At 63.5% G+C, this 26,601-nt stretch carries 24 protein-coding genes; 11 read left to right on the plus strand and 13 right to left on the minus strand.

What is annotated here, in order from left to right; genetic code table 11:
- Positions 1-58: 58 nt before the first annotated feature.
- The 3 genes from RLO07_RS04550 to RLO07_RS04560 are packed head-to-tail and all read right to left on the minus strand — an operon-like array spanning position 59 to position 3,230.
- Positions 59-1,057 carry an alpha-L-glutamate ligase-like protein gene (locus tag RLO07_RS04550; protein WP_462290946.1) on the minus strand — a complete coding sequence of 333 codons (999 nt, stop codon included), beginning with the start codon at positions 1,055-1,057 and terminating at the stop codon, positions 59-61.
- A complete protein-coding gene (locus RLO07_RS04555; protein WP_462290947.1) occupies positions 1,054-2,577 on the minus strand; it encodes an inactive transglutaminase family protein in 1,524 nt (507 codons plus the stop codon). The genes RLO07_RS04550 and RLO07_RS04555 overlap by 4 nt, the downstream gene beginning before the upstream one ends.
- A complete protein-coding gene (locus RLO07_RS04560; RefSeq protein ID WP_462290948.1) occupies positions 2,574-3,230 on the minus strand; it encodes a putative ATP-dependent zinc protease in 657 nt (218 codons plus the stop codon). The genes RLO07_RS04555 and RLO07_RS04560 overlap by 4 nt, the downstream gene beginning before the upstream one ends.
- Before the next feature lie 209 nt (positions 3,231-3,439).
- Between RLO07_RS04560 and msrB the strand changes: the two genes are divergently transcribed.
- Both msrB and RLO07_RS04570 read left to right on the plus strand, forming a co-directional pair.
- Complete coding sequence (gene msrB / locus RLO07_RS04565; RefSeq protein ID WP_462290949.1) at positions 3,440-3,904, plus strand: peptide-methionine (R)-S-oxide reductase MsrB; 465 nt, start codon at positions 3,440-3,442, stop codon at positions 3,902-3,904.
- Complete coding sequence (locus tag RLO07_RS04570; RefSeq protein WP_462290950.1) at positions 3,901-4,350, plus strand: acyl-CoA thioesterase; 450 nt, start codon at positions 3,901-3,903, stop codon at positions 4,348-4,350. Before msrB ends, RLO07_RS04570 begins: the two co-directional genes overlap by 4 nt.
- A 19-nt stretch (positions 4,351-4,369) precedes the next feature.
- On the opposite strand, the gene RLO07_RS04575 is transcribed toward RLO07_RS04570, so the two are convergent.
- Both RLO07_RS04575 and RLO07_RS04580 read right to left on the minus strand, forming a co-directional pair.
- Positions 4,370-5,569, minus strand: a complete 1,200-nt coding sequence (locus RLO07_RS04575) for a magnesium transporter (RefSeq protein WP_462290951.1) — start codon at positions 5,567-5,569, stop codon at positions 4,370-4,372.
- 22 nt (positions 5,570-5,591) lie between these two features.
- The gene (locus RLO07_RS04580) at positions 5,592-5,975 is read right to left on the minus strand and encodes a hypothetical protein (protein WP_462290952.1); all 384 of its coding nucleotides are present in this window, start codon (positions 5,973-5,975) and stop codon (positions 5,592-5,594) included.
- A gap of 170 nt (positions 5,976-6,145) precedes the next feature.
- On the opposite strand from RLO07_RS04580, the gene RLO07_RS04585 reads away from it, so the two are divergent.
- The 8 genes from RLO07_RS04585 to RLO07_RS04620 all read left to right on the plus strand — a co-directional run bounded on the left by RLO07_RS04585 (position 6,146) and on the right by RLO07_RS04620 (position 13,877).
- Complete coding sequence (locus tag RLO07_RS04585; RefSeq protein WP_462290953.1) at positions 6,146-7,555, plus strand: sulfotransferase family protein; 1,410 nt, start codon at positions 6,146-6,148, stop codon at positions 7,553-7,555.
- A gap of 157 nt (positions 7,556-7,712) precedes the next feature.
- Positions 7,713-9,152, plus strand: a complete 1,440-nt coding sequence (sufB, locus tag RLO07_RS04590; protein ID WP_462290954.1) for a Fe-S cluster assembly protein SufB — start codon at positions 7,713-7,715, stop codon at positions 9,150-9,152.
- A gap of 49 nt (positions 9,153-9,201) precedes the next feature.
- Positions 9,202-9,948 carry a Fe-S cluster assembly ATPase SufC gene (gene sufC / locus RLO07_RS04595; RefSeq protein WP_462290955.1) on the plus strand — a complete coding sequence of 249 codons (747 nt, stop codon included), beginning with the start codon at positions 9,202-9,204 and terminating at the stop codon, positions 9,946-9,948.
- Entirely contained in the window at positions 9,948-11,252 is a 1,305-nt protein-coding gene (gene sufD, locus RLO07_RS04600; RefSeq protein WP_462290956.1) for a Fe-S cluster assembly protein SufD, read from the plus strand. Before sufC ends, sufD begins: the two co-directional genes overlap by 1 nt.
- Entirely contained in the window at positions 11,249-12,496 is a 1,248-nt protein-coding gene (locus RLO07_RS04605; RefSeq protein ID WP_462290957.1) for an aminotransferase class V-fold PLP-dependent enzyme, read from the plus strand. The genes sufD and RLO07_RS04605 overlap by 4 nt, the downstream gene beginning before the upstream one ends.
- Before the next feature lie 11 nt (positions 12,497-12,507).
- Positions 12,508-12,864 (plus strand): HesB/IscA family protein, encoded by a 357-nt coding sequence (locus RLO07_RS04610; RefSeq protein WP_462290958.1) that lies wholly within the window; start codon positions 12,508-12,510, stop codon positions 12,862-12,864.
- A 16-nt stretch (positions 12,865-12,880) separates the two neighbouring features.
- Positions 12,881-13,423, plus strand: coding sequence for a putative Fe-S cluster assembly protein SufT (gene sufT / locus RLO07_RS04615; RefSeq protein ID WP_462290959.1), 543 nt, complete (start codon positions 12,881-12,883; stop codon positions 13,421-13,423).
- A gap of 13 nt (positions 13,424-13,436) precedes the next feature.
- Positions 13,437-13,877, plus strand: coding sequence for a SufE family protein (locus RLO07_RS04620; RefSeq protein WP_462290960.1), 441 nt, complete (start codon positions 13,437-13,439; stop codon positions 13,875-13,877).
- A 46-nt stretch (positions 13,878-13,923) separates the two neighbouring features.
- On the opposite strand, the gene RLO07_RS04625 is transcribed toward RLO07_RS04620, so the two are convergent.
- The 8 genes from RLO07_RS04625 to RLO07_RS04660 all read right to left on the minus strand — a co-directional run bounded on the left by RLO07_RS04625 (position 13,924) and on the right by RLO07_RS04660 (position 25,005).
- A complete protein-coding gene (locus tag RLO07_RS04625; RefSeq protein WP_462290961.1) occupies positions 13,924-15,747 on the minus strand; it encodes a DUF5666 domain-containing protein in 1,824 nt (607 codons plus the stop codon).
- Complete coding sequence (locus RLO07_RS04630; RefSeq protein ID WP_462290962.1) at positions 15,744-16,565, minus strand: DUF6502 family protein; 822 nt, start codon at positions 16,563-16,565, stop codon at positions 15,744-15,746. The genes RLO07_RS04625 and RLO07_RS04630 overlap by 4 nt, the downstream gene beginning before the upstream one ends.
- Positions 16,566-16,747: 182 nt before the next feature.
- Positions 16,748-18,070: an MFS transporter gene (locus RLO07_RS04635; protein WP_462290963.1), complete on the minus strand. Its 1,323-nt coding sequence runs from the start codon at positions 18,068-18,070 to the stop codon at positions 16,748-16,750.
- The gene (locus RLO07_RS04640; RefSeq protein ID WP_462290964.1) at positions 18,070-19,659 is read right to left on the minus strand and encodes an ABC transporter ATP-binding protein; all 1,590 of its coding nucleotides are present in this window, start codon (positions 19,657-19,659) and stop codon (positions 18,070-18,072) included. The genes RLO07_RS04635 and RLO07_RS04640 overlap by 1 nt, the downstream gene beginning before the upstream one ends.
- A gap of 6 nt (positions 19,660-19,665) precedes the next feature.
- A complete protein-coding gene (locus tag RLO07_RS04645) occupies positions 19,666-20,553 on the minus strand; it encodes an ABC transporter permease (RefSeq protein ID WP_462290965.1) in 888 nt (295 codons plus the stop codon).
- Positions 20,554-21,486 carry an ABC transporter permease gene (locus RLO07_RS04650; RefSeq protein ID WP_462290966.1) on the minus strand — a complete coding sequence of 311 codons (933 nt, stop codon included), beginning with the start codon at positions 21,484-21,486 and terminating at the stop codon, positions 20,554-20,556. It abuts the gene before it with no gap.
- A 3-nt stretch (positions 21,487-21,489) separates the two neighbouring features.
- Positions 21,490-23,136 (minus strand): peptide ABC transporter substrate-binding protein, encoded by a 1,647-nt coding sequence (locus tag RLO07_RS04655; protein WP_462290967.1) that lies wholly within the window; start codon positions 23,134-23,136, stop codon positions 21,490-21,492.
- A gap of 63 nt (positions 23,137-23,199) precedes the next feature.
- Positions 23,200-25,005 carry a long-chain-acyl-CoA synthetase gene (locus RLO07_RS04660; protein WP_462290968.1) on the minus strand — a complete coding sequence of 602 codons (1,806 nt, stop codon included), beginning with the start codon at positions 25,003-25,005 and terminating at the stop codon, positions 23,200-23,202.
- A gap of 93 nt (positions 25,006-25,098) precedes the next feature.
- On the opposite strand from RLO07_RS04660, the gene RLO07_RS04665 reads away from it, so the two are divergent.
- On the plus strand, positions 25,099-26,595 hold the full coding sequence (locus tag RLO07_RS04665) for a carboxypeptidase M32 (RefSeq protein ID WP_462290969.1): 1,497 nt from the start codon (positions 25,099-25,101) through the stop codon (positions 26,593-26,595).
- The last annotated feature ends 6 nt before the right edge of the window (positions 26,596-26,601 follow it).

Below are 26,601 nucleotides of genomic sequence, written 5' to 3' on the forward strand. Positions count from 1 at the left end.
TCAGCGGGTGCGAGGCAGGAATACTACGCTAATCTGGACTGATTGCAAGCCAGTCGGATCAGGCTGCCCCGGAGGCAGTGGTTACAGGCTCTTCGGGAAACACCGTTTCCGGACGATGGAAGCGCTCGCGGGCGATGCGTACGCGTGCATCATGGTCCGGAGCGGTCGCCGCGATTTCCTCCGCGATTCGCAGGCGGTGGATCAGGCCCTCCTGATTCGCCACCTGGATCGCCAGCCCGGGTCTTGCATTCAATTCCAGCAGCATCGGGCCGCGCTGCCGGTCGAGCACGATATCGGCCCCCAGGTAGCCGAGGCCAGTCATCTCGGCACAGCTGGCGGCGAGGTCGAGGATGGCGTCCCAGTCGGGCAGACGCAAAGACTTGAAGCAGGCACCGGTATCGGGGTGGTGAGTAACGAGGCTGCCGAACTGGACAGCGGCGATACTGTGGCCATCACCGATATCTATTCCCACGCCGACCGCGCCCTGGTGCAAATTGGCCTTGCCGTCCGAAGCGTGGGTAGCGCACCGCATCATCGCCATGACCGGTACCCCGCGGAGCACGATGACCCGGATATCCGGCACACCCTCGTAGCTGTACTCCGCCAGCGCCGGGTTGAAATCGATGAGTGCCTCGATCATGGCGTAATCGTTGCGGCCACCGAGACTGTGCAGGCCGGCAAGAATATTGGAGGTGTGCCGGCGCAGGTCGCGATCGTCCACGACGCCGCCACTGGATTTGACAAAGCGGTCCCCGTCGCGGGCGACAATGACCAGGATACCCTTGCCGCCACTACCCTGTACCGGCTTGATTACGAAGGCATCACGGTCCTGGAGCCGCTCCAGGATATGATCAATCTGGAATTGATGTTCGATCACACCGTACAGCTCGGGCACGACGATGCCGCGCTCCAGTGCCGCCTTCTTGGTGAGCAGCTTGTTGTCCACCAACTGGTAGTTGCGGCGCGGATTGTTGGCACCTATGCAGGAAATATTGCGCCGGTTCATCCCCAGGATACCGAGCCGGCGCAATGTGGACGGGGATACCAGCCTGATCATTTCATGTTGGCCATGTCGCGGAAGCGGTACAGCTCCGACAAGCGGTATCCGGTGTACTTGCCGATCAACAGGATGACACCGAGCAGGCTGACCAGAAGCTCCGGGAAGTTGAAGGTAAGGTGCTCGACCACCCGCATCGACATGACCAGATAAGCCATGACTGCAACCAGCAGGCTGCCACCGCCCTGCACCATCACCTCGCGTCCGCCCTCCTCTTCCCAGAGAATGGACATGCGCTCAATCGTCCACGCCAGGATGATGGTCGGAAAGAAGGTCACGGTGAGGGCCTGGTCAAGGCCCAGCTTGTAGCTGATCAGCGCCAGCACCGCCATCAGCAGGATCACCACGATAACCACGGCCGACACCCGGGCCACCAGCAACAGGTTGAGGTGACTGAGCCAGGAGCGAATCCAGAGGCCCACACTCACCAGGGTCAGGAAGATGGCCAGGCCAACCCACAGGGTCGTCTGCAGGAATGCAAGGGCAATCAAAATAGGCATGAAAGTACCGGAGGTCTTGATCCCTACCAGGATACGCATCACCACCACCACAAAGGCAGCTACCGGCAACAGCAGGATGCCCTTGAAAATACCCTGCTGCTCCACGGGCAGGGCATAGATGGAAAAGTCCAGCAGAGCGAAGTCGTCGCTGCGCTGTTCCATGCTGACCACCGTCTTGGCAGACAGGCTGTTGCGCACCAGGGCGAATTCCAGCCGCGAATCGCGCCCCCCCATGACCCGCAGGGCGGCACCATCGCCGCGCTGCCAGACGAAAAAATTGTCCGGCAGGCCACTGCCCGCAGTCGCCGGATCCAGCAATTGCCAGGCGTTGCCATCATGAATTTCCAGCAGGGCGCTGAGGGTCTGGCGCCGGCGCCCATCCTGCAACTGGATGCCGCGCACGGAGTGGGCCGGGATGCCGGCGTAGGCGAGAACATCAAGCATCACCCGCAGGGGCGTTTCGCGATAGGTGCCGAGAAGGAACTCCGCATCCTGGCTGGGCTCCGGCCGCGCCAGTTCCTGTACCAGCAGAGCGGCAAATGTCGCCGGACCACTGGAACGATCACGCAGGTCCATCACCAGACGCTCCATCGCGGCTTGCTGATCCGCCTCCAGCAGTGGCGGCTCGGCTTCACGCACTGGAAAATCGGGCAGGGAGTCCCGGCGGGCACGATAGGCCTGCTGCTTGTAATACAGCGTGGTGGGGTGCTCAAGGGATTGCCGCGACCACCGCGCCACTTTGCCGCCCCCCTCCTCCACGACTGAAAAGCCAAATCCGGAGGAGGCAAAGTGTTCTTCCAGGGTGACCCATCCCCCCAGGCCCGTGGGCAGTTTGAGCTCCACATCCACGGGACCATCGCTGGGCTTGAAGCTGATCTTGCTTTCGATGGTCCACACTTCCCGCGATTCACCGGGCCAGAGGGGAAGGTCCAGCCGCACCACCTTGTAGGCGGTCAGGGCAAGTCCGAAGAGGATCATGGCGCCGGCAACAATGCCGACCTTGGCTCGCGATGCAATCATGGTGGCGGTTGGTTATCCAGAGTGTGGCGTCGGCTGACGTCGACAATCGCCACGTCAGTCAACAGGTTGCGCCCTACCACCAGCGGGTAGGGCATGTCAGTGCGCTCAGACAAGCCGACTTCGACCCTGGTCCGGCTCTCGCCAAGGCTCAACCACATTTGCACTACATGGTTGCGGCTAGTGCTGCCGTCGGCATGCTGAGTGGACGCGCGGCGCCGCACCAGGGCTTCAATCTCATGCTCGCCACCCGTCACCGGATCGGCGAGCGTGTAGTTGACATAGCGCTGGCCGTCCTTTTCCAGCAGCCGCAAGTTGCGAACCGCCAGCGTGCTGCCCTCGGCGGCAGTATCAATGACGGCTTCCAGGCGCACCCCCGGCGGGTCAACCGTGACAAATTCCACCACTCCGATGATGGGCAGGTCCAGTTCCCCCGCTGTCGCCGGGGGTGGTGGCGGCGGCGGCGGCGGAGCCGGTCGCAACACGATCTTCTCCAGCACTCGCGGCGCGGGACACTCTTCAATCTGACACACCGGGCAATCCGGGACTTCCACTGCCGGGCATACAGCCGCTTCGGCATCCCCGGGGGGCACGGTCTGGCAACCTGCCAGAGCCGCGACCGCGACAAGCGTTACAATCCTGCTGAACAAAGACATGCTTTCCCCTGGCTTTGCGCCGGTCATCCCGCCGGCGTCAATCTGCCGAGTATACTGTAGCCAGAACAGGAAAATCACGTATTCCGGAAACCACGCCTGCGACAGTTGTGGCGCAGCAATCATCCAGGCTTGATATTCACCTGCCTTGCCCCTACTGTGCGGCCATTGTACTCGCCGGGACTGGCCCCGGCCCGCAAGAGGATGACCCGATGCTCACCTGGAACGATGTCCGCCGCTTTGCCGAGGAAGGCAACCCCGTCCCTGACCGAACGCTGCAGCGCAGCGACGAAGAATGGGCCGCGCTGCTCACCCCGGAACAGTTCCAGGTCACCCGCGAGGCGGGTACGGAACGGGCCTTCAGCAACGAGATGTGCTCCCGCTTCGAGCCGGGTGCCTACTGCTGTGTCTGCTGCGATACGCTGTTGTTTGATGGTGACCAGAAGTTCGAGTCCGGCACCGGCTGGCCGTCCTTCACTCAACCGGTCAAGGACAATGCCATTGCCTACCACAGTGACCACAGCTTTGGCCGCACCCGCATTGAAACCACCTGCAATACCTGCGGCGCCCACCTCGGACATGTCTTCCCCGACGGACCGCCCCCCGGGGGCCTGCGCTATTGCATGAATGCGGCTGCCCTGAACAAGCGGGACACACCCGAGGGCGAGCCGCAGTGAAGCCGCCCTGCACTGCAGACACCCTGCCCTACAGCAACACCATGCTGGTGCGGTTCAGCGACACCGATGCGCAGGGCCATCTGTATTTCGCCAACTATCTGGTCTACGCCGATGAAGTCGCCGGCTTCTTCATGGAAGAACTCGGGTTCAGTGCCATGAACCCCCGGGAGGCGCCCTGTTTCATATTTACGGTGAACATCAACTGCGACTATCTGGACGAGTGCAGGGCCTTTGAAACCGTGGAGGTTCGCCTGGGTTATACCCGTCTGGGACGCACTAGCGCGGACCTGGCGTTCGAACTGTATGCAGACCGGGGCACCAGGATCCTCGCCAGGGGCAGCATCACCCAGGTATTCACCGACAAGGACTCGCGCAGACCGACTCCGATTCCGGCGCAATTCCGGGCGGCAATCGTGGCGCGCCAGCCCGCGCTGGCCGGTGCCTGAGACGCCGCGAGAAAAAAATCTACAACAGCAGCGTGGTGGCCAGCAACAGCATCAGACCCATGCCCAGCACATCGGTAAACGTGGTCAGGAAAATACTGCTGGCCATCGCCGGATCGGCACCAAACCGGCGCAGCGTGAGCGGCACCATCACCCCGAAAATGCCACTGCCGACGCAGGCGCCCACCATCGCCACCAGGATCACCAGACCCAGCAGCAACGGGTCGCTGGTGCCACTCATGCCGGCGTAGACCCACATGGCAGCGGCCGCCACGCAGCCCACCAGAAACCCGTTCATGGCGCCCAGAGCTATTTCCTTGCGCAGCAGGCGCGCAACCGGCACGTCCGCGAGTTCACCGACGGTCATGCCGCGCAGGGTTATGGCCAGTGCCTGGCAGCCGGTGTTGCCGCTCTGCCCCGCCAGGACCGGCAGGAATACTGCCAGGGCAACGATCTGCGCGATCGTGTCTTCAAAAATACCGACGACAAACGCTGCCGCAAAGGCCGTCAGCAGATTCACCTGCAACCAGGGATGACGCATGCGAAAAGCGGCCCATATCCCAGTACCCACGCGCTCCTCCCGATCCAGCCCGACCATGCTGCCTGACTGCACACTGAGCTCAGAGGCCATGCGCTCGAACAGCTGCCAACCGAAGACCAGGCCCAGCAGGCGCCCGCCATCATCAACCACGGGATAGATGCGGTGGCGCCGCCGCAGGGCCTGCTGAATGGCCTCGGGCAGCAGGGTCTCGCGGGTGAAGGCAAAGGGCTTCGGGGTCATCACCTCGGCCAGGCGCTGGCCCGGACGACCCAGCAACAGATCACGCATGGCCACCGTCCCCAGCAGCCGGCCCTCGTCGCCTGTCACGTAGATATAGGTAATGCCGGACGTTGAGCTGGCATGGACCAGATAATCCAGGGCTCCGGCGATCGTGGTCTCCGGCCCCAGCACCCCGAACGGCGCCACCAGCAATTCCTCAATACTGTGATTGTCGTCGCTGCCGATCTGGCCAATGTAGTCCAACTCCACCGGGCCTTCACCGGCGGCGACCGTCGAGCCGGAGAGATGAGAGGCGATTGCCAGGGCCTGATCCGGTGGCAGTGCCGTCAGCACCTGCTGTTGCCGCTCCGGAAGCAGATCCTGCAACATTGCCGCGGCATCCGCCGTCGACGCTTCACGTATCTGCTCGGCCAGTTGTTCCGGACTCTCAATGGGCGTCATGGGTGCTCTCCAGGTGGTTGCATCACTCAGGCCGGGATTGCCGCAGACACGAGGCGTAGGCGAGCAGAACAGCGGTGCCGGCCACTTCAACCGCTACAGATACGGGCGCCAGGGTAGCCTCGTGCATTAACGCCGACCATACACGGAAAATGGCAGCGCTGCCGAGCAGCAGGCAGGCACCGAGCAGGGGCTGCGGCTGCCTGCGCCAGACCCCGAGTCCGATCAGGACCGCAAGGGTAAAGAAGAACGCGGTAAAATCGCCGACCTGGGTGTTGCGCGCGACCCCGTCCAGCAGCGGCATACCCAGGGTCGCGGCGGCGCCGGCCGGGGCCAGCAGCCAGTTGAGGAAACTGACCGTGAAGAGCAGCCCAAACAGTGCCGAAATTATCCTTAGCGTGGTGGTCATGACGATCCATCCCGTATAACAGTCGTTAAAGATGCTCCAATGTTGCATGACTCCGCCGAACATGGCCAGAAGGAAAACCATTGACCCGCTGTACACGGCTGGGCAACTATCCCTTATCTGGATAGCGGCGCTTTGGCGCGCCGCCGGTGGCAAGGGAGGGAGCCGCCCACATGGCCCGCAAACGTCGTGACAACGATGCAGCTGTTGCTGCCATCAGGGCCAGCCTCCAGCACAGGGCTTTTGCGAGCGCACTACAGGCAAGCGAGCTGCAGCTGGCGAAGACTGCTGCCGACGCCGAACTCTGGGGCCTGAAAGGCCAGGCACTGCAGGGCCTGGAACGCTGGGCAGAGGCGGAAGCCTGCTTCCTGCAGGGCCTTGAATCCAGCCCCGGCAATGCCCGCCTGCTGGTCCTGCAGGGGCACCTCTACACCCGGCTTGGCCGCGGTCAGGAAGCCATTTCCAGTTACAGTCGGGCCCTGGACCAGGACCCGGGCCTGACCGACGCCTACCGCGGGCTGCTGAACTTCCGTGCCATCCCGGCAGATGCACCTGAAGTCGCAGAGCTGCTGGGACTGGCACTGAACGAGCGCCGCACCGACAGCTCGCGAGCCAGGGCGCTATTCCTGCTGGGACAGATTTTCGTCGATGCGGGCCTGGATCACCCCGGCTTCGCCTTCTTTCGCCAGGCCAATACCCTGATCGCCAATACCATCGAACGCGGCAAGCGCGAGTACCAGGTGTCGGCGGCAGCGGCCGCCATGACTGCGGAGTTTTTCCGCCGCCACGCCCGCTCCGAACCGGCCGCACCGACCTGCCCCGCCATCATCGTTGCCGGACTGCCGCGCTCGGGCAAGAGCCTGGTGGAAAACCTGCTGGCAGCGCATCCCCTGATCAGCGCGGGCGGTGAACTTGCGCTGGTGCGCAAACTGGTCGGCGGCCTCCACCAGGGTCAGGGGCTGGAAACACGGGCAGCACGGCTGGCCGTGACAACCGTCTCGCCACTGGGTCAACACCTCCCGCTCGCCGCCCCCGGCGCTCGCTATATCGTCGACACCTCTCCGGCCAATCTCAGCCGGCTCGGCTACCTGGCCCTGCTGCACCCGGAGGTACCGATCATATTCTGTCGTCGCGAACCGCTGGACCTCGGGCTGGCCCTTTACTTCAAGAATTTCCGCAGCGGCCACCGCTACAGCTACCAGCTGGCCACCACCGGACGCGCCATCGCCCTGGCAGAAAAAATCATGCAGCACTGGCGGCAGGCACTCCCCAATCCCATGTTCGAAGTACAGTACGAGGCGCTCGTCCAGGACCCCCAGGGCACCCAGCGGACACTGTTGTCAAGCCTCGGCCTGCCACCGGCCACGCCCCGGGAGCGCCCCGGCACGGGCGCCGAATGGCGCGTGTTCCCCAGCCGCTCAATCGAGGCGGTGGGCACCATCAGCCCCGAGCTGGTCGGTTTCGCACAGCGATTTCACAGCCAATTGGCGCCGCTGGCCAAAGCCCATGCCGAGGAGACCGCGCGCCCAGGATTCGTCTCCAGGGGCAGCAACGGTGACAGAGCGAGGCGCAGGGGAGCCTGAGAGCAGCATTGCACCGCCGCCTATAGTCGACTAAAATACTCAGGTATTCAGCGGCAGCGGAAAAACGCTCGCCGGCACAGACAGGCAGGGTTCTGCATGCGAAAATGCAGCCCGGATATCGCCGGGCACCGAAGCCCGCCCCAACAGGTCAAGCACTATGTCGCAGGAACAGATCGAGCACGCCATACGCAAGGAATACGCGGCCGGCTTCTCTACTGATATCGAGTCGGACACCCTGCCCCCGGGCCTGGATGAGGAGACCGTTCGCTTCATTTCCGCGCGCAAGAACGAACCCGAGTGGCTGCTCGAGTGGCGCCTGCAAGCCTATCGCGACTGGCGGGAGATGGCCGAGCCGCAGTGGGCCCATGTCCACTACCCGCCGGTACAGTTCGAGGAAATGTCGTACTTCTCCTCTCCCAAGGCGATGAAAGACCGACCCCAGAGCCTGGATGAGGTGGACCCGCAACTGATCGAAACCTACAACAAGCTGGGCATACCCCTGCACGAACAGGCAGCCCTGGCCGGGGTCGCCGTCGATGCGGTGTTCGATTCGGTCTCGGTCACCACCACCTTCCGGGAAAAGCTGTGGGAGGCCGGGGTAATCTTCTGCTCGATTTCCGAAGCCGTGAAAGACTATCCGGAGCTGGTAAAGAAATACCTCGGCAGCGTGGTTCCGCGCAAGGACAACTTCTACGCCGCGCTCAACAGCGCGGTGTACAGTGACGGCTCCTTCGTCTACATCCCGAAGGGCGTGCGTTGCCCGATGGAGCTGTCGACCTACTTCCGTATCAACGAGGCCAAGACCGGCCAATTCGAGCGCACCCTGATCATCGCCGACGAAGGCAGCCATGTCAGTTACCTCGAGGGCTGCACCGCGCCGATGCGCGATGAAAACCAGCTACACGCCGCCGTCGTGGAGCTGGTAGCTCTGGACGGCGCCGAAATCAAGTACTCCACGGTGCAAAACTGGTATCCCGGCGATGCCGAGGGCAAGGGCGGCATCTACAACTTCGTCACCAAGCGTGGCGTCGCCCACCGCAACGCCAAGATTTCCTGGACCCAGGTGGAAACAGGCTCCGCCATTACCTGGAAATATCCCAGCTGCATTCTCCGCGGCGACAACAGCATCGGCGAGTTCTACTCGGTGGCACTGACCAACAACGCCCAGCAGGCCGATACCGGCACCAAAATGATACATCTGGGCAAGAACACCCGTTCCACCATTATTTCCAAGGGCATTTCCGCTGGTAACAGTTCCAATGCCTATCGCGGCCTGGTGCGCATGAGCCCGCGCGCCGAGGGCGCCCGCAACTACACCCAGTGCGACTCGCTGCTGATCGGCGACCGCAGCGCCGCCCACACTTTTCCCTATATCGAAAGCCGCAACCCGAGCGCTGTCGTGGAGCACGAGGCCACCACCTCCAAGGTCAGCGACGACCAGCTCTACCTGTGTCAGCAACGCGGCCTGGATGCGGAGAAAGCCGTGTCCATGATCGTCAACGGCTTCTGCAAGGAAGTCTTCCGCGAGTTGCCCATGGAATTCGCCATGGAAGCCGGCAAATTGCTGGAAGTGAGCCTTGAAGGTTCGGTCGGCTAGAAAATTGACAACCGCGCGGCAAGCAGCCGCGCCCCGGAGCACAATCATCATGTTGAAGATAGACAACCTGCACGCCAGGGTTGAAAGCGAAGATATTCTCAAGGGCCTCAACCTGGCGGTGAAGCCGGGCGAGGTGCACGCCATCATGGGCCCCAACGGCTCCGGCAAGAGCACCCTCGGCCACGTGCTGGCCGGGCGCCCGGGCTACACCGTAACCGCCGGTTCAGCCCAGCTGCTGGGCCAGGACCTGCTGGCGCTGGATACCGAGGAGCGCGCCCATCTGGGCCTGTTCCTGGCGTTCCAGTACCCGGTGGAAATCCCCGGCGTCAGCAACATGGAGTTCCTGAAGGCATCGGTGGATGCCGTGCGCGAGCATCGCGGCGAGCCCGCCATCGACAGCGTCAGCTTCATGAAGCAGGCTCGCGAGGCCAGCAAGACCGTGGACCTGGACCCAGCCTTCCTCAAGCGCGGGGTCAACGAGGGCTTCTCCGGTGGCGAGAAAAAGCGCAACGAGCTGCTGCAGATGCTGTTGCTGCAGCCGAAGCTGTGCATCATGGACGAGACCGACAGCGGTCTCGACATCGACGCCCTGCAGGTCGTTGCCAGCGGCATCAATGCCATGCGCAGCCCCGACCGCAGCTTTATCCTGGTCACCCACTACCAGCGGTTGCTGAACTTCATCGAGCCGGACTACGTACATGTGCTGTCCGGTGGACGCATCGTCAAATCCGGCGACAAGTCGCTGGCACTGGAACTCGAAGAGCGGGGCTATGCCTGGCTGGAGGATGTGGCCTGATGACGGATTTCATGCAGCGAGCACTGGCAGAGGCATCCTCTGCAGCGCCGGCCTGGTTGCAGGATATCCAGGCCCGGGGCCGCGACGCCTGGAAGGATACCCGTTTGCCTACCCGCAAGACGGAAGCCTGGAAATACACCAGTCTGCAAGCGCTGCAGCAGCCGTTCACTGTTCCCGGCCGCAATGCGGCCAGGGCCGATGTATCCGACATCAACCTGCCGCAGATGGGCGGCCCGACGCTGGTATTCAGCGACGGCATGTACCGGCCTGAACTGTCTGCCACGACCCTGCCCGACGGGCTTTCCCTGGTGCGCTTCGCCGACGCGGATGCCACCCAGGCAGAACAGATCCGCGCCACCCTGGGCAGTGCCCTGTTGCCGGGGCGCCACGTTTTTGCACCGCTGAACGATGCCACGCTTGCCGACGGGGTGTTCCTGCAGGTCGCCGCCAACGCGGTTGTCCACGAGCCGGTGCACATCGCCTGGCTGACCACCGGCCAGCACGAAGCCATCAGCATTACCCAGCGCCTGCTGGTCTGCCTCGGGGACAACAGCCGGGCTACAGTGGTGGAGAGCTTTGCCAACACCGCCACCGGCGGCACTGCCTTCACCAACGGCATCACCGAACTGCTGCTGGACCGGGGCGCCCACCTCCATCACTATAGGCTGCAGCTGGAGCAGGGCGGCGCGGTACACATCGGCGGCGTCCACGCCCGCCTGGGCGCCGACAGCCTGCTGAGCGGCTTCCACCTGGCCCTGGGCAGCGCCCTCAAGCGCATCGACCTGGTGGTTGACCACCAGGGTCCCGGCGCCCACTGCGATCTCGACGGCATTTATCTGCCCCGCGGTACCGAGACCGTGGACTACCACACCTGCATTGAACACAGCGTTCCCCACTGCACCAGCAAGGAGCGCTTTCGCGGCATCATCGCCGACGAGGCCACTGCCGTGTTCAATGGCCGCATCCATATTCACCCTGACGCACAGAAAACCCGTGCCGAGCTCAGCAACAAGAACCTGCTGACCAGCAACAAGGCTGAAATCAACACCAAGCCGGAACTGGAAATCTACGCCGATGACGTGCAGTGCGCCCACGGCGCCACGGTGGCACAGCTGGACCCGCTGACCATGCATTATCTGCGTACCCGGGGCGTGCCCAGGGACGAAGCCGAGGTCATGCTCAGCTACGGCTTTATCAACGAGCTGGTGGAAGCGGTGGCGGAGCCCGCCCTGCGGGAATTCCTGAAGCCACTGCTGGCCAACCGCTTCGCCCGCGAATCACGCCTGACGAGGCACATCCTGTGAGCTCCCCCGCCACTGTGACCACGCCCGCGTTTGACCCGGCGACCATCCGCCTCGACTTCCCGATCCTGCAGCAGCAGGTCAATGGCCAGCCGCTGGTCTATCTGGACAACGCCGCCACCACCCAGAAGCCGGAGGCGGTGATCGAGGCTATCAGCCATTACTACCGCCACGACAACGCCAATGTGCACCGGGGCGCACATACCCTCAGTGACCGGGCCACCGTGGCCTTCGAGAACGCCAGGACTACCGTGGCCCGTTTCATCAACAGTCCTGCGCCCTCCCAGGTCATCTGGGTGCGGGGCGCCACGGAAGCGATCAACCTGGTGGCCCACAGCTGGGGCCGCGCCACCCTGCAAGCGGGGGACCGCATCCTGGTGTCGTATCTGGAGCATCACTCCAATATCGTCCCCTGGCAACTGGTTGCGGCTGCCACCGGGGCCGAAGTGGTTCCCATCCCCGTCACCCCCGGCGGCGACATCGACCTGGATGCCCTCGCCAGCCTGCTGGACGAGCGCGTCAAACTGGTCGCCGTCAACCATGTATCCAACGCTCTCGGCACCATCAACCCGGTGGCGGAGATTACCCGCATGGCCCAGGCCGCCGGTGCCCGGGTGATGATCGACGGCGCCCAGGCCACCTCTCACATGCCGGTCGATGTGCAGGCCATCGGCTGCGACTTCTATGCCTTCTCCGGCCACAAGCTGTTCGGTCCCACCGGGATCGGCGTGCTCTGGGGCCGGGAGTCACTGCTGGAGGCCATGCCGCCCTTGTTCGGGGGTGGCGAAATGATCGAAACCGTCAGTTTCAGCGGCAGTACCTGGAACACCCTGCCGTTCAAGTTCGAGGCGGGCACGCCCAATATCGCCGGCGCCATCGGCCTGGCAGCCGCCATTGACTACCTCGCTGCGCTGGACATGGAAGCAGCGGCCCGACACGAAGTGGCACTGCTGCAACAGTCCATCGCCCTCGGTGCGGAGGTCGAGGGGCTGCGGCGAATCGGCGATCCGGCTCAATCGGTCGGTATCTTCAGCTTCGTTATCGACGGCATCCACCCCTCCGACCTCGGCATGCTGCTGGACCAGCAGGGTATCGCGGTGCGCACCGGGCACCACTGCACCCAGCCACTGATGGCGCACTACCAGCTGCCCGGGACCGCGCGCGCGTCCTATTCACTGTACAATACTGCCGAGGATGTGGAACGCCTGTTCGCGGGCATCCACAAGGCAAAACGCCTTTTTGGCTAGAAGGTTGATCCATGAGCGTAGAGACTTTTGACGTTAGCACCGACGCCCTGCTGGTCACTCCGGCGGCGGCGGCCCATCTGAAGAAACAGCTGGCCCTGTCCGGCAAGCACGCGGTGCGTATCAGCGTGAAGGAAAGTGGTTGTACCGGTTTCATGTATGTCCTGGATGAAGTGGAGCAGGGTGAAGCAGGCGACCTGGAGCTGCACCCGGAGGAAGGCCTCGATGTGTACATCGATACCGACTCCCTGAAAGTGCTCAGAGGCACCCGGTTGGACTTCGAGAAGGAGGGCCTGAATCGCACCCTCAAGTTCCACAACCCCAACGTCACCGCCGCCTGCGGCTGTGGCGAAAGTTTCAGCATCAGCTGAGCCGGACGGAGCCCGCATGAGCGCCCAGGAAAGAACCCTGCTGACCACCCAACGGGACTGCCCCGGCCGGCTGGTACCTGTCGGTGATGCGGTGACCATTCCCGCCCACACTTTCGTCACCCTGACCCAGGCCCTGGGTGGCAATTACACCGTAATCTACAACGGCAACATGGTGCGCGTGGACGGCACCGACGCCGACGCCCTCGGGCTGACCGCGCAGAGGCTGGAGTTTGACGCCCCAACCGATGGCCTGGTGCACGAAGACCAGGTGTGGGATGCCCTGCGCACAGTCTTTGACCCTGAAGTGCCGGTGAACCTGGTCGACCTGGGCCTGATCTACGACGTCGACATCGACCAGCAGGCCGGCACGGTCAGCATTCGCATGACCCTGACGGCGCCCGGCTGCGGCATGGGGCCGGTGCTGGTGGGAGACGTCAAATACCGTGTGGCCCAGGTCCCCAACGTCCGCGAGGTCGCTGTCGAACTGGTGTTCGATCCACCCTGGAGCCGCGACATGATGTCGGAAGAAGCCCAGCTCGAAACGGGCATGTTTTACTAGGGAGTACTCCAGAGTGCCTGAATCAGCAGTGAGCAATCCCTTCGGCCACAGCATCACCAGCGACGACATTGTCGACACCCTGTCCTTCTTCGACGACTGGGAAGATCGCTACAAGTACATCATCGACCTGGGCCGGGAACTGCCTGCCATGCCCGCAGCGCTGCACACCGAGGAGCGCAAGGTCCGCGGCTGCCAGAGCCAGGTGTGGATAGACACCCGCCTTGAGGACGGACGCCTGCAACTGGCGGTGGACAGCGACGCCTTCATCGTCAAGGGCCTGCTGGGCGTTGTACTGGCGGCCTACAACAACAAGACGCCAGCGGAAGTGCTGGCGTTTGATATCGACGCCTACTTCGAACGGCTGGACCTGCTGAACCACCTCTCCCCCACCCGCGGCAACGGCCTGCGGGCCATGGTGGCCCGCATACGGGAGATTGCTGCCGCAGCCCGCTAAAAGGGGGCACCGAATCGCGCGCGTACGCGACCCGGCCCTGGTGGCATCAATCGTCCGGACTGTCCTCATTTGCCAGGTCATCGTCGTCGGCGAGGCCATCGTCGTCCGTCAGGCCATCGTCGTCGGCGAGGCCATCGTCGTCCGTCAGGTCATCATCGTCGGCGAGGCCATCGTCGTCCGTCAGGTCGTCGTCGTCAGCGAGGCCATCGTCGTCCGTCAGGTCATCGTCGTCGGCGAGGCCATCGTCGTCCGTCAGGTCGTCGTCGCCGGACTCGTCCTGAATGTCATCGGAAAAATCGTCACAGCCGTCGCTGGAATCGTCGTTACTGTCTTCATCGAGGGAATCGTCGTCACCGAAGCAGGCAAACTCGCGCTCTCCTTCCAGTGCATTCCGGTCCTCGAACTCCACCTCGTCGGCGATACCGTCCGCGATCTCATCATCCTTGATCTTCACCAGATCGCCGACCTGGACATTGGCAAAGAACAACTCGGAGCTGATGTCATCGTCATCCCGATCCTCGAATTCCGCTCCGCTGGTGCTATAGGTCAGGCCCAGAATCGTGATATCCGCACCCGGATTGAAAGACTGCACCGGCCCCTGCAACACTTGATCATCGTCATCGTCCCGGTCGATGGTGGTGGCGAACAGGGTATCGCCATCCAGGAATGCCTCCACCTCGAGGAAATCACCGGGGAAAATGTCGGCCAGGGTCAGGTTGTCGACCTGATCGGTGTCGTCGTCGAGCCGGGTGCGAGCATCCAGTTGCACGGTAACCGTGCCCGGAACCAGCTGCAGGGTGACGGTGAAACTGTCGACGTTCACGGCGCTCACCGGTGCCTCGACCTTGATCCGGCCACGGCGTGTATCCACCCGCTCGGCCACCAGCTGCGAGTCATTCCAGACACCCTGGATCTGGACCACCAGACCGTTGACCAGAGTGAGATCTGCGGGCCGCAATACCGCCGAGGACGCATCGATCTCGACCCCGCCAACCCGGAAGCTCGCCGGGCTGGTATAGCGCGTAATTGCGCCCTGGACACGCGCGGTTTCACCCTCCTGGAAGCGGCTGCCGGGACCTTGCTCCGCCTCAATGCGGGAGGCCGTTACCACAGTACCGTTGAGCGTCCCGCTGACTCGCACCGTCTGCCCCTCGGCTATAGTGCCGCCGGGGATATCCTCGAACTCGGCGGCGCTGAAATCGACAGTCAGATCTCCCAGCACGAACTCGGTACCTGTTACGGCACCCACCTGGCCACTCAGCGTGACGCGAGTCTGGCCCGCCACGAAGGTCGACTCCCGCTCCACTCGCGTGGCGCGCAGGCTGTCGCCGCGACCGGTAAAACCCGACACTTCTACCACATCATTGACCGCGAGGGTGGCGAATGTAACATCGTCGAGTACCGTACCGGCACGCTCGACAATGACATTGACGCCGAGGACGGTAAGCAGCCTGGAGTTGCCGTCAGCACTGGTCTCGATACGCGAAATCGGCCCTGTCAACTCGTTGTCATACAGCACCGTCCGGGCGGTACCGTTGGCGCCATCGTCAGCCACTTCCCCGGTGACCAGGACCACCATGCCCAGCCGCAGGGCATCCTCACCACGAACTTCGCCGTCGATGATGACTTCCGCGTCATCAGTGTCGAAACGCACCCCGTTCACAAAGATGCTGCCAAAACCGTCGATGGTACCGCTGCTGGTGGTGCTCTGGCCGGAGCCACCGATACCGCCACCGCCACCCGTGGGAGGCGGGGAGGTCACGGCGACGCTATCGCCAGCGCCACCGCCACCACCGCCGCCACAGGCAGCAAGTATCAGGGCGAGGGCACTGGCAGTAGCCACGGGACGTGGCGAGAAACGTGTTTTCATGAGGATTGCTCCTGCTCCGAATGCTCGATGTAGTAAATGCCTACGGCGACGTAGGCTGTCTCTTCACTTGATTCCTGCTGCTCGTCGACCTGGTGCCGGGTCAACCAGGCGTTGTACTCTTCGAGGAGTTCCTGGGACTTGCGATTGGACAAGTCGCGAAACTCCCTCACCGCTGCCGAGGCGATGGACGCGTTGGATACCTTGCGCTGGAAAAAGCGCTCACCCGGCCGCGCCTCAAGGTTGTGCCCAATGGTGAAGATCAGCTCGCCAACATCCCTGCCGAGGATATTGATCTTGTCGGTCGGCGTCGCCATGGGGATATAGGCGCGCTCCTTCAGTACAACCCGGCCATCCTCGATCACGGCATTGTTGCTGGCCTGCAGGATGGACAGCATCGCCGCAGGCGGTATGTCGCCGCTATAGCGCTTTACCAGCGCCGAGAAACTACCGACATCGCCATCCTGGGACAACGCCGCCGGTTCGCCATCGGCAGCACAGAATTCGCTGTCGTTGAGCCAGCCGCTGATGACGCGGATTGCGCGACTGTAGCGCCTCGCCGCCTCGGCATTGGCGTCGGGGGCTTCTTCCCGGAGACGGCTGACTTCCTTGCGCGTCATGCCGGTAATCGCCGACACGGCCGACACCGTCGGGCGCTTGCCCGAGCGCTCGATCAGCAGAAATCCCTCGTCGGCGAAGGCCCGCCTGGCCAGCTCGGCGAAGGCGCCATAGGCCATGCCATGGGACAGCAGGACGCGAGCGAGGGGACGCAGAATGCGCAGCACAGCGTGACTGAGAACTTGATGTATTGGCATATCCATGTTTGGGAATTTATTCCCAATTTCGGGTTTTGTCAAACGCCCGTAAAGGAACTTTCCACTAAAACCGGACAAAAGCCCGACAGACGCGCCAGTGCATGCTTGTCCCAAGTGAACCCGACGGCAGTGACGGATCAGGATGGTGGCGTACCGGGTGCCGGACAGCCACTGCCCCGGCAGATCGCTCAGGCTTCGATCGCAGCGCGACGATAGGCTGGCAGCCCCTGCAGGATCAGGCCGATCGCCAGCGGGCATACCAGCAGCGGCAGTAGCGCCAGGGAATAGCGCAGGGCCAGGTCATCCCCGAAAGCAAAGTCGGTGAGCATCGCCACCGCCGTGGGCCCGAAGGCCAGGCCCAACAGGTTGGTGATAAACAGCATCAGCGCGGATACCTGGGCGCGCATGCGGTTGGGAGTAATGAACTGCACTGCTGCCACACCGACGCCGTAATGGGCGTTGAGGAAAAACACGATGGGCGCCGCCATCCACACAGCCAGTGTCGGCGAGCCGCTCAAGGGACCCAGCACCGCCGGCAGGATCCAGAGAACCGATACCGCCAGGATAATACGCAGTGGAGCATCCTGGTAGCCGCGCCGCAGCAGCGGCTCCACCGCCCAGCCCCCGGCCAGGGCACCGAGGCTGCCGGCAACAATGAACATGAAACCAAAGCGGTTGGCCGCCTCGACCCGGGGCAGGTCAAAACTGCGGATCAGAAATTCCGGGTACCAGGCCATGGTGCCGTAACCGAGTATCCCCAGTACTGCCACCGAGCCGATGGGGGCGACATACGCCCTGAGGTGCTGCCGCAGGTGCGCGCCGATCCCGGCAAGCCCATGCGGCGACTCCACGGCATCGACAGCCACCACGCCACTGCGACGCGCCGGCTCACTGAGCAGGCCGAGAAAGATCGCCAGCAGAAAGCCGGGCGCGCCCACGGCAACAAAGGTCATCTGCCAGGGCCGCAACTCCCCCAGAAGAGGCAGCACCGGTGGTGGCATGGCCGCGAACCACTGATGCACCATGCCGCCAATGATGTAGGCGAGCCCGCCACCGAGCGTGATGCCGAGACTGTAGACCGCCAGCGCCCGCGCCAGTTGCTCCCGTGGAAACAGGTCACCGAGCATGGAAAACGCCGCCGGTGACAGGGTGGCCTCCCCGACTCCCACGCCGATACGCGCCACGAATAGCGCCGCGAAACTGCGCGCAGCGCCACACAAACAGGTCATCAGGCTCCAGGCCACCAGGCCCACGGTGATGATCCACTTGCGACTGTGGTGATCCGCCAGGCGGGCAATGGGCAGCCCCATGGCGATGTAGAACATGGAGAAGGCAAAGCCGTGCAGCAGGCTGTACTGGAAGTCGCTGATCGCGAAATCCTCACGGATCGGGCCGATCAGCACTGCCATGACGTTGCGGTCGATAAAGGAGAGGATGTAGGCCAGCAGCAGAAGCAGCAGCGCGTAGTTGGCGCGGGCGGGCGGCGGAAAATCCGGGCTGGCGGCAGCCATCAGGCCAGCAGGGCGCGCCCGGGGATCGACTGCAGCAGCTGCCGGGTGTAGTCCTGCTGCGGCCGTTCAAACAGGGCCTCCCCGGTGCCCTGCTCCACCACCTTGCCCTTGTACAGCACCAGAATGCGGTCGGCGATATGCCGCACCACCGCGAGGTCATGGGACACGAACAGCATGGTCAGGCCGTATTCCTTGCCCAGTTCCAGCATCAGGTCGAGAATCTGGGCCTGGATGGTAACATCCAGCGCCGACACCGGCTCGTCGGCCACCACGAATTCGGGCCGGGTCGCCAGGGCGCGGCCTATGGCAATACGCTGGCGCTGGCCACCGGAGAACTCATGCGGATACTTGCGCACGAAGGCTCGCGCCAGGCCGACGTCATCCATCAGCTTGAGCACGCCCTGCTCCACCGTCTTGCGGCTCTCGATACCGTGCAGCAGCAGCGGTTCGGCGAGGGCGTCGTAGACCGACATGCGCGGGTTCAGGGAAGCATAGGGGTCCTGGAAGATCATCTGCATGCGCCGCCGCATCTGCTTCAGCGCCACCCCCTCAAGCGCGGTCACATCGGTACCATCGAACAGTACCTCGCCGCTGGTAACCGGCACCAGGCGCAGCAGGGAGCGGCCTATGGTGGACTTGCCGCTGCCGGACTCGCCCACCAGGCCCAGCACTTCACCGCGCTGGATGGTAAAGCTGACGTCATCCACCGCTCGCAGTGGCTCCCTGCCCTTGCCCTGGCCGAACCAGGTGCAGAGATGGCTGACGGTAATCAGGTCCTCGCGCTGTTCGGCGCTGACTGCCTTGCTGCCGGCGGGGATGGCTTCCAGCAGTTTGCGGGTATAGGGGTGCTCTGCACGCTCGAAGATCGCGGCGCGATCGCCCCGCTCCACCAGATGCCCTTTTTCCATTACCACGATTTCATCGGCGATGTCCGCGACCACCGACAGGTCGTGGCTGATGAATATCACGCCGATGTTGCGCTTGCGCTGCAACTCCGCCACCAGTGCCAGGATCTGGGCCTGGATGGTGACATCCAGGGCGGTGGTGGGCTCATCGGCGATCAGCAGCTTGGGTTCATTGATCAAGGCCATGGCGATCATCACCCGCTGGCGCATGCCGCCGGAAAACTGGTACGGGTACTGGTCTATGGTCGCGGCAGGTTCGCGCATACCCACTTCGGCCAGCAGCTCCAGGGCCCTCTCGCGTGCCGCCGCCTTGCTGACCTTGCGGTGATAGACCAGGGGTTCGATGAGCTGGTCGCCAACGGTCATGTAGGGGTTGAGGCAGGTCATCGGGTCCTGGAAGATCATGGCGATATCGCGGCCGCGGATCTCCCGCAACTGCCCCTCGCTCATGGCCAGCAGGTCGCGCCCTTCAAAGTGGGCTGTGCCATTCTCGATGCTGGCCGGTGGTGTGGGCAGTAACCCCAGCAGACTGTAGCAGGCCACGGACTTGCCGGAGCCGGATTCGCCGATAATGGCGGTGATCTTGCCCGACTCGACGTCAAAGCTGATCCTGTTGACCGCCGTGATCCGGCCATTGCGAGTAGTGAAGTCGACCTGCAGGTCGCGCACGCTGAGCAGGGCCATGGCCGGTCAGTCTCCGGAGCCGCGCACGTCCAGCGCATCGCGCAGGCCGTCGCCGAGGAAGTTGAGGGCAAACAGGGTCAGGGTCAGGGCGGCGCCGGGGAAGATCAGCAACCAGGGATACTCCTCCATGGTCTCGGCACCGTAGGAAATCAGCAGGCCCCAGGAGGTCGCCGGGGGCTGAACCCCCAGCCCGAGGAAGCTGAGGAAGGCTTCCAGCAGCATGACGCTGGGAATGGTCAGGGTGGTGTAGACAATGATCGGACCCAGCGCGTTGGGCACCAGGTGGCGGCGTACAATGGTGGCCGGCGACAGGCCCAGGGAAATGGCCGCTTCCACGAACTCCTGCTGGCGCAGGGACTGCACCTGCCCGCGCATGATCCGCGCCATGGTCAACCACTCCACCGCACCGATGGCCAGGAACAGCAGCAACAGATTGCGTCCGAACACCACCATCAGCAGGACGATGAAAATCATGAAGGGCAGCGCATAGAGAATATCCACCAGCCGCATCATGATCGCATCCACGCGACCGCCGACGTAGCCCGCCACCGCGCCCCAGGTGACGCCGATCACCAGCGCCACCGCGGTAGCCACGAAGCCCACCGCCAGCGAGATGCGGCCGCCGTACATGATCTGGGTCAGCAGGTCGCGGCCGAAGATATCGGTACCCAGCCAGTGGGCGGCGGAAGGCGGTGTGGCCCCCAGATCCAGGTTCTGGGCATCGTGGGCATAGGGCGCCAGCCAGGGCGTCAGCAGTGCAATCAGCACGAAGAAGACCAGCACACAGAGCCCGAACAGGGCCAGCCGGTTCTTGCGCAATCTGCGCCAGGCGTCCTGCCACAGGGATGTGCCCTGCTCTGCCACCAGCGTTTCACTGTCCGCCAGGGTATTCACTCAGGCCTCCCCATACTGGCCGCGCAGGCGCGGATTGAGCCAGGCTGCGAGAATGTCCGACAGCAGGTTGAAGAGTACGATCAGGGTCGACAGAAACACCGTAGTGCCCAAAATCATGGTGTAGTCCCGATTGAAGGCGGCCTGGACGTAGAAGCGCCCCAGACCCGGGATCTGGAAAATGGTCTCAACCACAAAGGAACCCGCCAGCAGGCCGGCAAAGGCGGGACCGAGGAAGGCCACCACCGGGATCAGGCCACCGCGCAGGGCGTGACGCGTGACCACCTGCCACTCTGGCAAGCCCTTGGCGCGGGCGGTGCGGATATAGTCCTGGGACATGACCTCGAGCATGCCGGCGCGACTGAGGCGGGCAATATAGGCGGCATAAGCTGCGCCCAGGGTGAGGCTGGGGAGGATCTTGTCACCGGGCATGTCACCCCAACCGGATACCGGCAGCCACTCCAGATGAATGCCGAACACCAGCACCAGCAGGGGGCCGAGCAGGAACGTCGGCATGCAGATACCGATCATGGCGATCGACATCGGGATATAGTCCTGGGCACTGTTGGGCTTCAGCGAGGCAATTACTCCAGCCAGCCCCCCGAGCACGATCGCTACCAGCAGGGCGTAGGCTCCCAGCTCGGCAGTCGCCGGCAGGCCCGCGGCAATCAGTTCATTGACACTGCGACCGGGATACTTGAAGGAAGGGCCCAGTTCGCCGTGGGCGAGGTCGCCCAGGTAGGCCAGGTACTGCTGCCCCAGCGGCAGGTCCAGCCGGTACTGGGCCTCCAGTGCCGCCTTGACCTCGGGGATAACGGCCTTTTCGCTGTCGAAGGGGCCGCCGGGCGCGACCCGCACCAGAAAGAAGGTCACGGTGACAACCGCCAGGATTACCGGTATCGCCTGCAGCAACCGCCCGCCGACAAAACGCCACATAGCCTACTCCAGCTCGAATTCAGTCAACGGCACTTGCTCCAGATGGATGTACTTCATGTTGACGAAGTCCATCAGGTTGGGTGGCATCCCTTGTACGCTGGGATGCACCAGATGCTTGCTGGCGTAGGTATAGATGGGGATGATCGGCATCTGCTCCATCAGCCGGGTCTCCGCCTCATGGAAGATCGCGAAGCGTTCTTCCTGGGTGGCAGCCTGGGGTGCCAGACGCAGGATCATCTCATCGTAGACCGGGTCGGCAAAACCGGTATTGTTGTTGCCCCCGCCGGTTATGTACATGTCGAGGAAATTGTTGGGATCCACGTAGTCCCCGATCCAGCCGCGACGGGCAATATCAAAATTCATCTCCGATACGGAATCCAGATAGACCTTCCACTCCTGATTGGCCAGGGTGACCTCGATATTGAGCACGTCCTTCCACATCTGCTGTACCGCGACGGCGACCTTGCGATGGCTCTCGCTGGTATTGTAGGTCAACTCGAGCCCGGGCCAGCCGGCGCCACCCGGGTAGCCCGCCTCCGCCAACAGTTGACGGGCCTGTTCGGGATCATGGCTGAACAGGCGCGGCGGCTGGTAGCCCAGCGTGCCGGGGGGCGTAATCGCATAGGCGGGATCGTTGCTGCCGTAGAGCACGTTTCGGGTCAGCGAGTCGCGGTCCAATGCCAGCGACAGGGCCCGACGGACGCGGACGTCGTCCAGCGGCGGACGTTGGGTGTTGAGCAGATAAAAATAGGTGCCCAGGTAAGGCGCCTCGACGAACGGACTGTTTTCCAGCTTGCGGTAGTCGGGGAACTTGGCCAGCGGCACGTCGTTGGTCACGTGCAGCTGGTTGACCCGGAACATCCGCTCCTCACTGACAACATTCTCTGTCGGGTAGAATACGACGCCATTGAGGCGCACCGTGTCCGCATCCCAGTAGTGCGGGTTCTTCTCCACCACAATTCGCCGGTTCAACTGCCATTTTTGCAAGCGGAAGGGGCCGTTGCTGACAATATTCCCGGCCCGGGTCCAGCGGGTAAAGCGGTCCGTGGCCTCGCCAAACTGCTCCACCGTGGCGCGCGGCACCGCGAAGCTGCTGTAGTGGTCCATCAACTGCAGGAAATACGGCGTGGGCTCGTTGAGGGTGACCTCCAGGGTCATGTCATCCAGCGCCCGCACACCGATCATCTCCGGGTCGTCAATCTTGCCGGTCGCGTAGGCTTCGGCATTCAGCACCGGGTACAGCATGTACGCGTACAGATTGCCCATCGCCGGATCCAGTGCGCGGCGCCAGGACCAGACGAAATCGTGGGCAGTCACCGGCTCCCCATTGGACCAGCGCCCTTGCGGCTGCATGTGGAAAGTGATGACCCGCCGGTCCTCGCTGAACTCCCAGCTGGCGGCGGCGCCGGGTTCCGGCTCCAGGGTCCAGGGATTCTTGCGGGTCAGCCCCTCGAACAGGGCATCGATCAGCTTGCTTTCCGGGACCCCGGTGACCACATGGGGATCCAGCCCCTGGGGTTCGGAGCCATTGCCAAAGTGGAGGATGCCGTCGCGGTTGCCCTGGGCAACGTTGGATTCACCGGCGCTGCAGGCCAGCAGGCCGAGCAACGGGGCCAGCAGGAGCAGGAATCTGGGAAGATAGCGCAGCATGGCAGGAAAATACCTGCTTTTGCTCCCCGGCGCCAGCGATTCACCGGGCAAATTCACCACGCCTCAGTAGCCCGCCGCGCCGCTCTGGATCCTGTCGAACCAGTCCTGGTCCAGTGATTCGTACACCGAGGCGCCCGGCTTGAGCACACACAGTACATCCGGCACCTGTGCCGGGTCATAGCCCTGCTTGCGCAGATCCCCTTTCAGCAGCTTGAAAGTCCCTGTGGTGTCGATCTCGCGCTGGATACGCAGGAACAGGGGCCGGGCATAGGGCGGCAGCTCCGCCTGCACATGGGCGGAGAAGCTTTCCAGGTCCAGGCTTTCGACGCCCTCCACCAGGCGCAGCGCCGCCATCCCTGCGCGACCGTCGGTCCCCGGGACTTCCACACCGAAGACATTGCTGAGCGCTACCTGCGGGTGCTGGTTGATGATTTCGCCGACCTCGTTGGTGGACACATTCTCACCCTTCCAGCGGAAAGTATCGCCGATACGATCGACGAACTGGTAGTGTGGCAGGCCGAGGGCAAAACCCACATCTACCGTGCGCATCAGATCGCCGGTGTTGAACCAGGCATCGCCCGGCTCGAACACATCGCGCAGGACCTTTTTCTCGGTCGCCTCGGCACTGGTGTAGCCCTCGAACCGGGTATGCGCCGTGATCTTGCCCAACAGCAGCCCCGGCTCACCGGCTTCGACCCTGACACAGCGGCCGGCGCCGTCGCGCACGACTTCGTCTCGATCCACATCGTACTGGATCAGGGCGGTAGGCAGTGCGGAGCTGCCGACGGTGCAGTCCTTGTTGAGCAGGTTGACGAAACCGATGTTGCCTTCGCTGGAGCCGTAGAACTCGATCACCCGCTCCAGCCCGAAGCGACTCTTGAACTGGTGCCAGATATCGGGCCGCAGGCCGTTCCCCACCACCGCCCGCAAGGGATTGTCGGCGTCGTCGGGCCGGGCGGGCACGTGCAGCAGATAGCGGCACAGCTCGCCAATATAGACGAAAGCCGTGGTGCGATGCTCCCGGACTTCCGGCAGGAACTGGCTGGCGGAAAACTTGCGGCGAATGAACATGCTGGCGCCCGCGAGGAACGCCGCCCCGGCGCCGACCATCAGCCCGGTGCCATGGTACAGCGGCAGACACAGATAGAGCCGATCCTGTTCCGTGAGCTGCAGGCCCGCCACGTGTATGATCCCGGCCGTTGCCAGATAGCGCCGGTTGGAGAGTACAGCCGCCTTGGGCAGGCCTGTGGTACCGGAGGTGAAAATGTAGAACGCAGTGTCGCCAATCCTCACCGAATCGGTCTCGACCGGGTTATCGGTGCTTGCTGCTGCCGCCTCCGCCGCCATGTCCAGAGTCCAGTCCGGCGCGGCAATGGCGCCGGCATCGGGCACGTATAGATAGTCGCCATCCTCGAGCTCCAGCTCGGCACGAACTTCCGCCACCGCCTCCAGGCACTCCTCCCCAAACAGGAACATGCGGGAATTTGCTGTCGTAACGCAGTGCACCAGCGGCCGGTGGGTAAGGTTGGTGTTGATCAGGGAGGCAATGACACCCAACTTGTTCAGGGCAATCACCACCACCATGAACTCGATCCGGTTCTCCATCAGCACACTGACAGCGTCGCCGCGCCTGAGTCCCCGGGCCCTGAACACCGCCGCATAACGGTTGGCCTCGGCATTGAACTGACTCCAGTTCAGCTCCCGCCCTTCAAACACGAAGGCCGAACGCCGGGGGAAGCGCACCGCGTTCTGCGCCACTCTCGCGCCCAGGCAGTCGGGGGTATCATCAGGCAGCGGCTTCAGCAGCTTCTTTGCCTTGATCAGGGCGGGTACCTGGCAGAGGGTTCTCAGGACATCTTTTTTTGGCACTGGCTGGCTCCGTGAAGAGGTCAAAGGGGTAAGATACCGTTTCATACGGCACTTGTAACGCAGACAGGAAGCACTTTCGCAGCGGGGGACCCAATGAACGACTATCAGCAACTGCAACAACACTTCGCCCGCCTCAACGATCTCGCGCATGTGCAGGCCATCGCCGGCTGGGACGAGGCCGCCATGATGCCCTCTGGCGGTGGCGAGGCCCGCGGCCAGGCCCTCGCCACGCTTGAGGTCATCATGCACGGCATGGTGACGGACCCGCGCGTGGGAGACTGGATAGAAGGCGCCAGCGAAGAACAGCTCGACCCCTGGCAGAGCGCGAACCTGCGGGAAATTGCCCGCAGCTACCGTCAGGCCACCTGCATGCCGGCAGACCTGGTGGAACGCCAGAAACTGGCCACATCGCGCAGCGAGCAGGCCTGGCGCCGCTACCGCACGGAAAACAACTGGCAGGCGATGGCGCCGCTGTTGCAGGAGGTGGTGACCCTGGCCCGCGAGGAGGCCGCGGTGCGCGCCGACGCCACCGGCCTGTCGCGCTACGATGCGCTGCTCGATACCTATGAGCCGGGCATGACCTGCGCCCGTGTGGATCCGCTGTTCGCGGACCTGAAGGCTTTCCTGCCAGGGCTGCTGGACGAGGTCCTGGCACGGCAGGCGGCCGCGCCCCTGTTGCAGCCCGAGGGCAGTTTCAGCATCGAGGAACAACGCCAGCTGGGGCTGGAGATCATGCGCACCCTGGGCTTCGACTTTGAGCACGGACGCCTCGACGTCAGCCACCACCCTTTCTGCGGTGGTGTACCCAGCGATGTCCGCATCACCACCCGCTATCGCACGGATGACTTCGTGGCGGCGCTGATGGGCGTGATCCACGAGACCGGCCACGCGCTGTATGAACAGGGGCTGCCTGCGGCCTGGCGTCAGCAGCCGGTGGGCCAGGCCCTGAGCATGGCCATGCACGAGAGCCAGTCCCTGCTCATGGAGATGCAGGCCTGCCGCTCACGGGAGTTCCTGCACTACCTGGTACCGCACCTGCAGCAGGCCTTTGCCGCCGCTGATCCGGCGCTGCCAGCCTGGGGCGAGGACAATCTGTATCGCCTGTATACCCGGGTGAAGCGCGGCTACATACGGGTCGATGCCGACGAGGTCAGCTACCCGCTGCACGTGATCCTGCGCTACGAAATCGAGCGCGACCTGATGGAGGGCAGGATGGAGGTCACCGAGATTCCGGAGGCCTGGGACCAGCGCATGCAGCAGTACCTCGGGCTCTCCACTGCGGGCAACTACAGCGACGGCTGCCTGCAGGATGTGCACTGGCCCGCGGGCCTGTTCGGCTACTTCCCCACGTACACCCTGGGAGCGATGACCGCGGCCCAGTTGTTCGCGACCGCACGCCGCGACATCCCCGAACTGATGCAGCAATTGGCCGGCGGTAATTTCTGCGCACTGCTGGGCTGGCTGCGCGACAGGGTACACGGGCAGGGCAAACTGCTCGCCTGCGATGACCTGATGACCCAGGCCACCGGCAATCCGCTGCAGGCACACTACTTTCGCGACCACCTGCAACAGCGTTATCTCGGACGCTAAGGAGCA

Source organism: Haliea sp. (assembly GCF_040221975.1).
Classification (GTDB): domain Bacteria; phylum Pseudomonadota; class Gammaproteobacteria; order Pseudomonadales; family Halieaceae; genus Haliea.